The organism is Prevotella sp. LCP21S3_D2, from assembly GCF_052118345.1.
GTDB lineage: Bacteria > Bacteroidota > Bacteroidia > Bacteroidales > Bacteroidaceae > Prevotella.
In genome coordinates, this window is sequence record NZ_JBQKHJ010000003.1 from 58,756 (window position 1) to 72,853 (window position 14,098).

Below are 14,098 nucleotides of genomic sequence, written 5' to 3' on the forward strand. Positions count from 1 at the left end.
TTACTAGTTGTTTCTTATCTCAATATCGTGAGCGCCAGTATGGCTAGCAGTATCAGTATACCGGCAATGGTAATCAGCACGGCTACCAGCTGCTTGTATAGCTTGACGCGCTTCATGATCTTGTCGTTCTCATCTTCCTTCGGCTTTATTTCCAGTGGGGTCTCTGCGGTCTTGTTTTCTTCTTCTTCGGTCATTTTTGCCTCCGAATAACCGCAGTAGTCGTCTGGAGTCAGCTCTACGTAGTTCATCTTGTTGAAGAATTCCTCGTAGTTGCCGGTCACCTCCTTGGTCTTGGTATCGAGAACGCAGCATATCAGCTCGTCCGGTTCTATCTTGTCGGCCACCTTTCTGATAGCCTTTGACATCTGCTTGCTCAGTTCATGCTGTGCATCCTCTACGGTAATGTCGCTGAATACGGAATACGTGATGTAGAAGATGTTGTTGTTGTACGACACCTTGTGGTTGGAGAAGAGGCGGCAGAAGCTGGCTTGCAGACTGTCCTTAATCTTCACCGTGTCTTGTTCGGCATTCAGTATCCATATCTTTCCTACCAGTACTGATACCTGTTCCTTGCGGAAGGTCTCTATCAGGAGTCGGCGCAGGCGGTTTACCAGCAGCTGATAATCCATGAAGTTGTCATAGAGGTTGGTCATGTTGTTGAATATGAGGCTGTCCTGTGTCAGGGCGCGCACACCTTCCTCTGTTATCTCATAGTCTTCTACGTCTCGTGGCACCAGTGCATTCACCGGGAAGGTACTCTCGCAGTAGCAGCAGGTAGCCTTGGTCAGTGGCGTTGTGAACGAGTTCTCACAGTCGTTGCAGGTATATACCACTGCAGGTCGGTCATAGTCTACACCGATGTGGCGCAGTTTCTTATGACATTTCGGACAGATCAGCACACCGCCTACGTTGTACGTATTCTCCGGCGAGACGTTGGCGCAGCTGAAGTGGTGGATGATGTTCTGAATCTTCAGGTTGGAACTTCCACACTTCGGGCAGCACTCTGTATACAACAGGTGCGAGTGGTTGCACTTCGGGCAGAGGTGTTCCTTGATGAGGAAGCGGTGCATCTTGAGTACACCATATTCCACCATTGTATCCTTGAACATGAACATCTCGTTGAGATGGAACAGACCCATACTGTGATAGTGCTCAAAAATAGGGTTGATGTATCCCAGCGATGATTTCTCCAGAAGTCGGTGTCCCATGATTCTCTGGTCGCGTGATAGGAGATATCGCAGAATGTTGGCAAAGAGCTGGTTCGGCTGTGTAGGTCTTGCAGTTTCCTGCTTGATGCCGTACTTCTTTTTTGCCATCTTGATTCGGTCGATAATCTCGTAAACTTTCTCATTGCTCATGTCGCTGACGTATGCGTCTACGATATAGTCAGTGATCTGTTCCTTTCCCGATACCGCCGTATTGACGAATAACGGCTTATAGCTACATTTATACGATAGGATAGGACTGGCTCCAAACAGGATTGCATGGAACGCACGTTCACTCGTCGTATTGATGTATATGCAGTCGAAGTAGTCAGACTGGATATCTGGTGTTGAGTCGATATCGATGTAGGTATCGATGGTCAGCACCATGTCTCCTCTTTTGTTTCTTCTTAGTCCAATCATTTCTTCACGTTGTCTTTGTTTTGGTCAGGTGTGACGAGCTTTGAACTTCTCATCACATTTTGATTCTTCTCCACTGGGATGGTATACATCGGCAGTGGCTTAGGGTCTAACATCGCACTGATCTTGTTCACCCTGATTCTCACCGGCAGTTTGTTGCTCATCACCCAAGCCGGCACTTGCTGGTTGGGTTTGAAGGTGAATACTGCCACTACGGCATTTGCATCGTGCGAGAAGTTGCTCTGCAGGTGCTTTGGAATTTCCTCCACTCTCAGACCCACCATCTGCAGCTTAGCCTTCAGTACCAGGTCCTTGTTCACGATGACGTCAGCATCGTCAGGACTTTCCATATACTTGATTTTCTCACTAGGCACGTATGTGATGATGCCCAGGTGGCATGCTGCATAGTCGGTATGCTGGATGGTGAGCACTTCATCGCTCTTGAACACCAGTGTCTTGTCGCTCACGTTCACCTTTGTGACGTAGGCATCGGCAGGCGCACAGCAGTAGTGTATTAGACCGTGGTTGTAGATGCTGGAATTGCTGGAGTATGGCATGTCTGCACCCGCCATGCCTGCACCTCTTCTGCTCATGAAGTTATAGGTGGTGTTCTTGGCTTGTGAGTAGATGGTCACCTTGTTCATCTGCTTTCTTATTTCTTCCTCCACCTCGGCAATCTCAGCATCCAGCTGATTGCGCTTGGTGTTGTTGGTCAGTCCGTAGTAGATGTCCGAGCTTTCCGAAGCTTTCTGTTTCTTCAGTTCAGCCAGTCGGGTGCGCAGTACCGGAATCTCTTCTCTAGCCAGTTTGGCCTGCACTTCCATATCGTGGGTTTCCTTTACCGCCGACGGAATGATGTTGGGGTCATATTGGGTTACGATATTTCCCAGCAGTACGTAGGAGTAGAGCGTATCACCTTTGTGTACTATTTCTCCCACCTCCTTGTTTACCTTCAGAATGTAGATGTCGTCAACCGCACAGATATGGTTTTCATCGAGTGTTACATATCCGTCATAGATGGCCCAGATCATTCGGGTAACGATATAGTATGCTGTCAGTACGATGATGAGGAGGAAGATCAGCGCGAATATAATCTGCTGTCTAGCCAAGCGGTGGCTTTGCGATTTCAGCAAGTCGGCCATCGCCTGTTCCTGTGGCGTGCTGTCATATTGAAACTCATTCATAGTTCGATCTCGTTGAATATATTGTTGTTGTTATAGATGCTTACTGCCTTCTCTATATTGATGATGGCGAGTCCGCGGTTCAACATCAGCTTGTACATTCTTTCCATGCTTTCCAGGAGTCCGGTATATTCTTCCATTCTCATCAGGTAGTTGTACCCGTTTTTCTGGTTTTTATATGCGAACCGTCGCATGTCGATGTATTTTCCTGTCTGCTGAATGTGGTAAGCCTCAGTGGCTATAGCCTGGTTGAGGTTTTCTATCTTTTTCAGCAGGATTTTTACCGACTGTCTGATTTCCTTCACGTCGGTGCTTCTGCTGTTCATGATAATCTCTTTCTGTGTCTCCAGTGCCTTTCTCTTTCTTGGGTTTTCGTTGTAGATTGGCACGGTGAATCTGATTCCTACATCACCATTGTGCGAGAACTTGTCGTTGCTCTGCCAGTAGGTTGACCATCTGGCGAATGGGGTGAGTCGGGTAGTGCTGAGATAGTTGTTCAGCTTGCTTTCGTTGTTGGCTATCTCCAGCTTTGTCATTACGATTCTTGCATCCAGGCTTTCCTTTTCTACGTGTTCCCAGAGGGCTGTGGTGTCTACCACCACGCGGGTAGGCTTGATGCGGTAAATCGGTTTGTTGGTGATGTCTCTGTCGGAGCAGAGGATGGAGATGTCGTATTCCGCCTCCAGCTTGTCGTTCATCACCTTGAGCATCTTGTCGTTGCTTATTCGGTCTTTCTCCAGCATATACTGGTAAGCCTCGTTCATGATGTCGAGGTTGTCCAGCTTGTGTGCTATGACGGTACCGATATAGAAGTTATATTGTTCGGTCAGCTCATCTGCTGCCTTTTCATAGATGTCTGCAGTCTGTCTCTTTTTGTCTTGTAGACGTGAGAGTTCGTTAGCTAGGGCCACTTTGTTTCTCTTTTCCTTTCCCTGGTAGAACTTGCTGTTGATGATGTTCCATCCCAGTTCGGCCTGTACTTTGGCTTTGTACTTGGAGACCTGTTCTGCATCGTCGTTGTCGGCATCGAAGTATGCGTCTGGTCTGGCGTATATCTGACCGGTTACTTCCAGTCCGTTATGTCTGTTGATAGCCAACTGTTCGTATGCAGTTTTAGCCCAGTATAATGAGTCAGTGGTTTTAATGTCAGCAGTATGTTGTTTGTTGAGTCCCAGTTCGATGACTGGTGATTTCACCCAGATTGGGTTATTGATGAGTGTGTCGAGTTGTGCAAAGCGTTGGTTGAAGTGTCTCAATACGTTTTCGTTCTTCAGATTTTCGTAGACGAGCATTTTAGGGCTGAAACTCTTCTGCTGTTTTTTGCCTTGAGTTTGTGCCCATCCTTGCTGTCCTCCGATCATCGTCAGAAGAACCGTTGTTGTATATAGTATAAATTTACGCTTCATCTTTTTTCTTATTTAAACACGATGAATGCAGCTGCAAGCTGTTGCAGCTGCATTCACTATGTTCTTAGTTTATTAAAATATCTATATCAATCTGTATGCTAGTTTTTTATGCTAGCTTTTAAGATTAATTTTCTACGAGTTGATAAACTTGCAATCTCTTCTGTCCGTATGCTACATAGATGTAACCATTGTAAACAGTGATATAGTTGGCAGACTTGCCTTCTTCTCTATGAGCAATGGTTTCAGGACTTCCTGATTCAAGAGTACCAGCTTTGAGAACAACGACACCGTATGAACCATATGCAATGTATACCTTGCCATCCTCACCAACGAAGCAACCGTTAGCATAAGCCTTATAGGAACCGTTCTTACCCTGCTTGCTATCCTTGATGATAGGATTTGGCATCTGGTAGTGTCCGAGTTCAGCTCCTGTATTCAGGTCGTAGCAGTAGAGACCTGCAGCACCGAGGCAAGCATAAATCTTACCGTTCTTCACAGCGATAGTATTTTTACCGTAGTGAGGTAAAATGGCAGGTGTTGTGATTGTAACATCCGGTGTAGATTTCATACTTGCCGATATGTCTCTCACTTCTATCTGAGCATTAATCCATTCCTTGGCTGCTTCTGCAGGGTCCTTGGATGGATTGTATTGTGCTTGTTCTGTGAATACCAATGTAACAACCTTACCGTCTCCAATAGCAACATGCTTTGCTTTACCAGGTTTTTCTACAGTCTCAATTTCATTTAATGTTGCAGGATCGTATGTTGTGTATCCCTTTGTTGTTGCAACAATAAAACGGTTAGAGTTGCTGTCGTATACGATGCAGTTTTCATCTGTTCCCTTTTCTTTTGCATTCAGAGGAAGAATATTCAGCGGTTTGATTTCCTTCTTTTCTCCTTCTTCAGTTACGATAGTTTTTGGATCTGCATTTAGCAATCCGCTACTTGTGATATCAATGTAGCCTAATGTACCTGCTTTCTTGTAGTGACTACCAACAGCGTAAACCTGTTTGGCATTGTTAGCATCGTACACCATCAAGTGGTTCCAGTCTAACAAACCTTCACTATCGTAAATGTACTGGAGCAGTTTCACTTCGTTGTTAGCATCAACTGGGTCGAAAACTTCCAAACAAGAACCATGTCCGTCACCACGAGTATGATATGACATATACATCTTTCCTTCGAAAGGCTGAACACATGTTGCAGAAATATCATGTGTATGATCAGGCTCTATCACGCTGATTGGTGTAAGAGGTGATGGCTTTGGAGTAGGAGTTGGATTTGGATTTGGATTTGGTTCTGGATCCGGATCCTTTCCTGGCTTCCAACCTGTCTGTCCATTACATTCAGTCTTATTGATGATTACATCAGAGATGTTGTCTGTCTGATCAATTCTGTAAATCTGAGTTCCTGGGAAGAACGGAATGATTTCCGTTGTTAAATTCTGCTGATAGAATTTACCGTCAAGAACAATCTTCGTTGCTGATGGAGTTCTGAACATGAAACAGTCAAATTTCATAGTTCCATTTTCTGTCGGAGCTCCTGTGTTGAATGCAAATTTATTTGCTTTGATGACAGCTACCGCATTGTCGCCTTCAATAACTGAACCTGCACTTCCAGCCTGTGTATCAATATTGTCGCTTGCATTATTGTCTATATATGTATCACATTCTATCAGACTTTGATTCTTAAGCTTAAATATTGTTCCAGAACTCTGAATAATTTTATTTGCTTTCAGGTATGATACACTAAATGTAGATGAACTGTTGATATTTACCTCATTTGCTACCTTAACGGCACAACTGCTGTAAAGTTTTGCACTTGAGCAAATTTCAAGATTACCACAGGTTAATGTACCATCAACATTCATGATACCTGCATTAGGATCTTCCCAATATGCATTTCCACTACCATTAATTTTCAATGTACTTGAACCCAGGTTGCAATTTCCTTTAACATTAAGGCGCATACCGCTATTCGTCAGCTCCTTAGCTGTAAGATTACCTCCAACATAGCAGCTACCTTCAATGTTTAACTTATCTCCAGGGAAGTTTAAGTCGCCATCAGTTAAGTATGTACCTTTAATGGTGAACTGGCTATTTGTAGCCTCCAGCGTTCCATAATTGTAAACAGTAGCGTTGCCGTTGACTAATTCTTGGTAGTTTGTCTTCCATTTTCCACCTTTCAAGATATAAATCTTGGTATTGTCGTCAGCATTCATTCCGTTCTGGATGAATGTTCCTGCCACATAGAGTGTCACGCCAGAGTATGGATGGTTGCATTCTACTGTTTCGCCTGCTGGTACATAATATGTTCCTGCAGGTAAATCCCAACCCGTATAGTCTTTCAGATTCTTGGCATCAGCAGGAATAGAAGCTGGCGCCTCTGGCATGCTGAGAATATTTGTAAAATATGATGAGTTGCTTTCATCTATAGTTCTAGATTTAGTCGCAATTTTACTCTTATAGTTAAATACGCGGCTAGCTAATTCCTGAGCGTTCGTGTTTTGCATCAAGTCGCTTCCTATAATCTTGGAATTCATGCTGGCGATAGGCACATTTGTAGTACCATCGCTATTGCTATCACTACAAGATGCGAGAAGCAATGCTGCAAAGCTGAATGTAGCAAGTTTGATATTTAATGCTTTCATTTTAGCTTTCTTTTAAATGTTATTTATTGATTGATATTTAGCGGATAACCTTAAAGTTAGCTTTAGCTGGCTTTTTTGATGAGCTGGTAAAGTTTTGAATAAGGTTTGCTCTCCCATCTATCGATAGGATGGGAGAGCAGAGTGAATTTTATAATCCTTTATTGTTGAGCGTCTCCGCCAGTGAGCTTGAATACCTGGATACGTCCCTTACCGTATGCAACATAGATAAGACCATTCTTAACTGCTACATAGTTGGCAGAGTTGCCAGATGTTCCGATTCTCTTGTGAGTAACTTCCTTACCATCCTTGGTGAGGACTACGAGACCATAAGCACCAGCTGCAACGTATACGTAGTTGTCGTCTACTGCTACACCATTGATGTAACCCTGACGCTTGTCAACACTTACATTTTTATCACTCTTAGAAGTTGGTGTTGTCCATTCTGATGCCCAAGCAGGACTACCATTCTCGTAACACATCAAACCCTTAGCGCTCTTGCAGACGTAGATTCTGCCGTTGCTGTCAATGGCAATCATGTTCTTACCGTTGTTAGGTGCAATTGAACCAACATTGAAGCTACTTGTTTGCTTCATAGAATTGTCGAATACCTGTACCTCACCCTGAACTTCTGCATCACCTGCTGTAATCTCAGATGTGTAGTTCAAGCCAACGAGTGATGTACCATTTACTGCCACGAACTTAGCTTTGCCTGTAGTTGAGACTCTATCTTTTGCTTCTTTTGCTAATGTTGGCTCATAAACGGAGTAACCAAGAGTGCTTGCTACGGCAATGTTGTTGTCGAATGGTACAACGCAGTTAGCATCGCCCTTAACGGTGTTGTCTAACGCAACAGTACTTAAACCTTCGGTTACGTTCAGTGTACCATCGCCGCCTATGGCTGCATAACTTACGGTAGCACCACCAAACTGTTTTCCATCCTTGCCCTTGGCACTTCCTGCCAGGTACAGTTTGTTGTTGATGACGTTCAAGTGGTTGAAGTCGTATGTAGCTCCTCCTGCTTCAGCCTGCTGTACTCTCTGTCTCAAAGTAAGCTGTTCGCCATTCATTTCTGCAACATCAATGCTTCCTCCGAATTCAGCACCATTGGTATGGTATGAAACGTATACCTTGTTGTTGTCAGTAGGTACGATGGCTGTTGCTGACTGAGTGTCTCTTTCGTAGTTTGCGATAGTAGACAACAGCATAAGCTTCTTCTGTTTTGCTACCTCGTATTCATCCTTCAGTACATAGCTGAAGTTTGGTCCTGCAGTCAAGGCTCCACCGCCAGTGATGTAGTCGTAGCTCTGTACATCAGCATTCCAATTCAAATAGTCAAAGTCAACCTTGTTACCTGCAGACTCTTCACCATTCTTATAACACTCCTTGAACTGAGCCAGGATAGTTTGGTTGTTTGTATTTGGAGTGCTGGTGAAATTGACGTTTTCGTCGCTTCCTGCATAGATAAACTTGTCTGCCTTGATGACAGCCACGTTGTTGGCATCATCGCCCATTACTATCTGACCGGAAGTGTTGTCTGTCTTCAAAGTATTGAAAGACATTACACCGTGGTTGCCGATTACAATCTTGCAGGCGCCCTGTAAGTCTGCTACAGCGTTTCCAGGAACCTTGGTAGGCTTTTCTGTGCCATTGTCGGTGTATTCGTTGTCTGTTACGTTCAGGTATTTTAGATCCATGTATGAACCTGCCTCCATAGTGAGCTGGTTCTTGATCTTAGCAGAGTAGTCAGAATAGAATACACCGCCATTTTTGATAGTCATGTTCTTGACAATGGCAGCCTTACCTACATGCAATGCACCGGCAATAACGACGTCATTGGTAAAGGTGACACGATCCAAAGTGTTGACTTTTGCATCAGCATTGATAGTCAAAGTCTTTGCACGGAGAGAAGCATATTCTGTTATTTCTTTTCCGTAATTCTTGCTATCAGGATCTGTTACAGTATGCTTGTAGCCACTGAGGTATACAGAACCATTGATGGTAATGTTTTGTGTTGGAGTACCTTCAGATTTCTTGTCAGTGATTTCTCCCTTAATCTTTCCGAGAGCTCTTGAAGAATACAAGGTACCATCAATGGTGATGTTTTCATTCTTGATGCTGTATGAACCAGACTCTAGAACATAAATGGTATTGTTCTGAGGAATAGCGCTTTCTGAACCAGTATACTCCAGTTTACCACCCATCAGGACGACGATGGTGTTGCCACTTCCTAAGTTGCTGTATTTTACAGTACTGTTACCAGCAACAAAGAGAATTGTGTTCTCAATTGTATTGTTAGAGAAGTCGTAAGTTTTCCCGCTTCTGGTCTTGTATTTGTCGTTTGACAAATTTGTTGCAGTGTTCAACTGCTTTGCACCATCAACAGAAGGAGCTTCTGGTACGGTGCTTTCAGTAAGTCCATTGAACAAGGTCTCGTCAATAGCACGAGTTCTTGCCTTGTTAGAACTGCTGCGCTTGTAGTTGGTAACGCTAGCTGCCAACTGTGCAGCATCAGTCTGTGTAAGTCCAATCTTGGTAATCTCAGAAGGGACGGTACCAGAGGTGATAGGAGTGGCAGGATCCGAAGAGCTGTCGCTACATGATGCGAATACGAATGCTGCCAAACCGATAGCAGCAAGTTTAGAATTGAATACTTTCATATCTATTTAAGTTTAAATTGTAATTTCTTACTTTATGATTCTTTTTGTTCAATTAATCTTTATCATTTTGCCTAAAATCTTTATCATTTTGCTTAAATTCTTTATCATTTTGCCTAAAATCTTTTACTAAATTTGCCTAGCAAAGTTATTTTTGCTTACTTTTAGGAGTTAACTAGTTAGCTCTTCGGGCTTTAGCCATCAATTAGACGGTGCAAATATAGTGTAATTATTTCAAACGAAGCAGATTTTTCTGTTAAAGATGTTTAATATTGGCAAAGTTTAATAAACGGATAGCTGTTCGTATGGCTGTGAGCGATAATAATGGTTGCTCTACGCCAATCTGTTCTAAAACTCTATCGCAAAGATACGGCTTTATTCCCAAACCTGCAAGCTTTTTCCGGGATTTTTTATAAGAATAGATTTGGAATAAGGCTTATGTAAGGTTTGTTTAAGCCTAACGTAACAGTTAAATGAGCCTTAAACCAACTCCGTTTAAGGCTTAAATGAAACCGGAAAGAGGCTTCTTTAAAATTGAATTAGGGCTTTTTTGAAGTCTGGGGAATTATTTTTGAAATTTCCTGCAACCTTTTGCTCCTTTCTTTCGTCTAAATGCCAGAAATACGAACAATTTAAAATAGAAGGATTATGAAAAGTATTGGTTTGAGGGTAGCTGGTGCCGCTATGTTCTTGGCTGCTGCCGGGCTTACTGCCTGCAGCTTTGATTCTACGGGTTCTACCGTGAAGGGAGAGTTGAGTTACGTGCAGGATGACTTGCGCCAGAAGCCTTTTAAGGCGATTGATGTGGAGGCTGTGGCTGACGTCTATTATACCCAGAATGATGGCGATAAATGCGATGTCCGACTGGACTACTCTGCCATCAAGGACGCAAAGTTCCTGCAGCAGATGAAGGAGAAACTGAAGGTGGTGTATCGCAACGACGAGGTGGTTATCGGATACAACGGCAGACTGACCGTGCCTGCGTCCTGCAACTCTGAAAACAAGCGACTGAAGATTTATATCACCAGTCCAGACCTGTTGAAGGTGACACAGGAGGGTACGGGATGCTTCCATGCCAAGACCATCAACAGCGACCGTTTCGCCATTGATAACGAAGGCGTAGGCTCTGTCTATATCGGAAAGATTCTTGCCAACAAGGTGACTGTAGCCAACGAGGGTGTAGGCTCCGTGAATATCGATGACGTGGTTGGAGATAACATGACGGTTGATAATGAAGGCGTAGGCTCTGTGAAGATCACGAACGTTTCCATGGGAAGTCTGAAGGTGGACAACGAGGGCGTAGGCTCTGTGAACCTGGGATTCTTCAAGGGCGGCAGCCTGAATATCCTGAACGAAGGTGTAGGAAGCGTGAAAGCCAAGGTTGATTGCCAGTCTGTCAAAGCAACATCGGAAGGAGTAGGCGGAATCAATCTGAGTGGCGTCACCCGTCAATACAGCAAGAAGAAAGACGGAGTTGGAGGAATTTCGGATAGTGGATTGACGGTAAGAAAATAACGTAAGTTGTTGAAAATCAAAATAAAAAACGGAAGAGGAAAATGCCGAAGCCAAATTGCGAAAATTTGAGCAATTCGGCTTCGGCTAAACCCTCTTATTTTTTTCTATTTTTTCTTTTATTTATTTTCTTTTTTCTCTTTTCTTCTTGCTACTTCTTCTTGTCGCTTTTTTCTTTTCTTTTTTCTTGTTTTCTTTTTTTCTTCTCACAAGAATACCGAATTTACGGTATTTAACATTTGAAAAGCATCAGAAGCGCCCTTAGAAAAGGTTCAAAAGAGAACGGTTAGAAGTCCCATTTTACACCGAGGCAAGGACGGACCATCCAGCCGGCATTGCTGCCGAAGTTGTGGCTGATCTCTACCTCGCTACCTACGCTGAGGTTCTCGCAGCCGAAGTGCTGGCCAACGTTGTACCAGAGCTGTGGCTCTGTGGTGAAGACGGTGTGCTCAGGAGTGAAGGCTACGTTGCCGTCCTTGTCAAACTTCAGGTCGCCATCCTTGTCCTTGAACGAACTGTGGGTCTCCCACCAGTAATCAGCGAAACCGCTAAAGTTCAAACCCTTTAATCCAAAGATGTCCTTGCATCCCCATACAGCAGTAAGCTGCATTGGCACATTCTGGTCGGTCTTGCGGATAGTCTTGTAGAGTGCCTGGAACGTCAAGGTGTTCTTGAAACTCTTGTCGTGCATGAAATACTCCACACCGAAGAGCCAGGCATTGTTGATAGGGTAGTCCTTGTAGATACCGCCGTTGTACTCTACGTGGAGGCTCAGATTCTTCAACTTCGTGTTCTGCCAGAAGTTGAGGGCGCGCGAGATCTCGGTATAGGTTCCACCCTGTGACATGTTGTGCTCGTACTTCTTGCCTGTATCAGTGTTTGTCATCTGATCGAGGTTGAAGTCGTGGTCTACAAAGAAATAAGTGTTACCCCATTTGTCCTGCTTGAACATTTCGAGGGTGAGGGTAACAAACTTGCGGTCACTGCCGAAATCATAGAAGACTTGGGCATTGGTCTGTGCTAAAGTTTTGCTCGCAGGGAGCAACGCAAGTGCCATGAGCAGTAGGCTTTTCATCTTTTTCATAAATCTTTTCTTTTCTTAATTATTTATTTAGTGAAACAAAAAACTGCGGACGGTAAGCCCGCAGTTTGTAATAATAATATCTTTATTTTGTAAATATCTTTTAGTATGCGAACAAAGGATAGTCCTTCATGGTCTCATTCACCTTCTCACGAACGCGTGCGATCACCTTCTCGTCCTCAGGAGCATTCAATACTTCCTCGATGAGTTCAGCTATGAGGTGCATCATGTCTTCCTTGGCGCCACGGGTTGTCATGGCTGCTGTACCAAGGCGGATACCTGATGTCTGGAAAGCAGAACGGCTGTCGAATGGAACCATGTTCTTGTTGACTGTGATGTCGGCTGCAACGAGCGCATTTTCAGCCACTTTACCTGTAAGGTCAGGATATTTACTTCGGAGGTCAACGAGCATGGAATGGTTGTCTGTACCACCGCTCACGATGCTGAATCCACGGCCGATGAGGTCATCAGCAAGAACAGCTGCGTTCTTCTTCACCTGAGCAGCATACTCCTTCCATGAAGGCTGCAGGTTTTCGTTGAAGGCAACAGCCTTGGCAGCGATGACGTGCTCCAAAGGACCGCCCTGCTGACCAGGGAATACGGCAGAATTCAAGATCATGCTCATCTTCTTGACCTCGCCCTTCTTGGTAGTCAATCCCCAAGGATTGTCAAAATCCTTACCCATGAGGATGATACCGCCACGAGGACCACGGAGAGTCTTGTGAGTAGTAGAAGTAACGATGTGGGCATATTTCAATGGGTTGTCCAGCAGACCAGCTGCAATCAGACCAGCAGGGTGAGCCATATCAATCATGAGGAGCGCACCTACCTCGTCGGCAATCTTGCGCATACGTGCATAATCCCACTCACGGCTGTAGGCACTACCACCACCGATAATCAGCTTAGGCTTGTTCTCCAGCGCCAGCTTCTCCATCTCGTTGTAGTCCACGCGACCGGTCTCCTTGTTGAGGTTGTAACCGATAGGGTGGTAGAGGATACCGGAAGTATTGACGAGGCTACCATGAGAAAGGTGACCACCGTGATCGAGGTTCAGGCCCATAAAAGTATCGCCAGGCTTCAATACTGCGAGCAATACAGCTGCGTTAGCCTGTGCGCCAGAGTGAGGCTGTACATTAGCGTACTCAGCACCAAAGAGTTTCTTGACGCGTTCGATAGCCAGGTTCTCAACAATATCCACCACTTGGCAGCCACCGTAGTAGCGCTTTCCTGGCAGACCTTCTGCATACTTGTTAGTAAGGTAAGAACCCATAGCGTTCATCACCTCGTCACTCACGAAATTCTCAGAAGCAATCAGCTCCATACCTTTCAGCTGACGCTGATGTTCTCTTTCGATTAAGTCGAAAATCTCTTGATCTTTTACCATTCTCTTTACTTTTTATGGTTGATGTTTAATGAAATCGGGTACAAAAATAAGCAATATCTCTCAAACTACCAAATAAATCGTAATATTTTGAGTGATATTGCTTACTTTTTGTTATTTTATTGCCTTTAAATTACTTGCAAAGCTCTACTGTGCCCAGTTGCTGCTCCTTGTCGCAGTAGTGGCAACGCACGATGCCGAGCACCTTGTCTACGGTGTGGAAGAGGGTCTGCATAGGCTCGTTGTTGGTGATGCACTTAGGGTTGTTGCACTTCACGATGCCCTTCAGCGTATCCGGAGTCTCTACGGTCTTCTTCTCTACGATTTCGTAGTCCTTGATGATACTCAGTCCGATGTTAGGAGCCACCACGGAGAGACGGTTGATTTCTTCGTCGGTGAAATACTTGTTGGCAACCTTGATGATGCCCTTCTTGCCAATCTTCTTGGATGGCAGGTTGTAGCCGATAGTAACAGGAGTGTCCATCTTTTCCAACTGGAGCAGATTCACTACCTGATAGGTCTTTTCAGCTGGTATATGGTCGATTACGGTACCGTTCTCGATAGCCGCAACCACTAATTGACTTTTATTGTTTCCCATAATTATTAATTGT

The 14,098-nt window shown here is 44.4% G+C and carries 9 protein-coding genes; 1 reads left to right on the forward strand and 8 read right to left on the reverse strand.

Going from position 1 to position 14,098, the window contains the following annotated elements; genetic code table 11:
* Positions 1 to 14 precede the first annotated feature (14 nt).
* The 5 genes from ACTQ16_RS03530 to ACTQ16_RS03550 form a co-directional block, all read right to left on the reverse strand.
* A complete protein-coding gene (locus ACTQ16_RS03530; protein ID WP_295346851.1) occupies positions 15 to 1,625 on the reverse strand; it encodes a hypothetical protein in 1,611 nt (536 codons plus the stop codon).
* On the reverse strand, positions 1,622 to 2,806 hold the full coding sequence (locus tag ACTQ16_RS03535) for a multidrug transporter (RefSeq protein ID WP_441936133.1): 1,185 nt from the start codon (positions 2,804 to 2,806) through the stop codon (positions 1,622 to 1,624). The genes ACTQ16_RS03530 and ACTQ16_RS03535 overlap by 4 nt, the downstream gene beginning before the upstream one ends.
* Positions 2,803 to 4,209 carry a TolC family protein gene (locus ACTQ16_RS03540; protein ID WP_441936134.1) on the reverse strand — a complete coding sequence of 469 codons (1,407 nt, stop codon included), beginning with the start codon at positions 4,207 to 4,209 and terminating at the stop codon, positions 2,803 to 2,805. The genes ACTQ16_RS03535 and ACTQ16_RS03540 overlap by 4 nt, the downstream gene beginning before the upstream one ends.
* A 124-nt stretch (positions 4,210 to 4,333) precedes the next feature.
* Entirely contained in the window at positions 4,334 to 6,859 is a 2,526-nt protein-coding gene (locus ACTQ16_RS03545) for a hypothetical protein (protein ID WP_441936136.1), read from the reverse strand.
* A 158-nt stretch (positions 6,860 to 7,017) separates the two neighbouring features.
* Positions 7,018 to 9,516 (reverse strand): hypothetical protein, encoded by a 2,499-nt coding sequence (locus ACTQ16_RS03550; protein ID WP_441936138.1) that lies wholly within the window; start codon positions 9,514 to 9,516, stop codon positions 7,018 to 7,020.
* Positions 9,517 to 10,161: 645 nt separating this feature from the next.
* On the opposite strand from ACTQ16_RS03550, the gene ACTQ16_RS03555 reads away from it, so the two are divergent.
* Entirely contained in the window at positions 10,162 to 11,028 is an 867-nt protein-coding gene (locus tag ACTQ16_RS03555) for a GIN domain-containing protein (protein ID WP_441936140.1), read from the forward strand.
* Between the two features lie 283 nt (positions 11,029 to 11,311).
* Here the strand turns inward: ACTQ16_RS03555 and ACTQ16_RS03560 are convergent, their stop codons facing one another.
* The 3 genes from ACTQ16_RS03560 to pyrI form a co-directional block, all read right to left on the reverse strand.
* Entirely contained in the window at positions 11,312 to 12,109 is a 798-nt protein-coding gene (locus tag ACTQ16_RS03560; protein WP_294967980.1) for a DUF5020 family protein, read from the reverse strand.
* Between the two features lie 100 nt (positions 12,110 to 12,209).
* Positions 12,210 to 13,490, reverse strand: coding sequence for a serine hydroxymethyltransferase (gene glyA / locus ACTQ16_RS03565; protein WP_441936142.1), 1,281 nt, complete (start codon positions 13,488 to 13,490; stop codon positions 12,210 to 12,212).
* 130 nt (positions 13,491 to 13,620) lie between these two features.
* Positions 13,621 to 14,085, reverse strand: coding sequence for an aspartate carbamoyltransferase regulatory subunit (pyrI, locus tag ACTQ16_RS03570; RefSeq protein ID WP_295346884.1), 465 nt, complete (start codon positions 14,083 to 14,085; stop codon positions 13,621 to 13,623).
* Between the last annotated feature and the right edge of the window lie 13 nt (positions 14,086 to 14,098).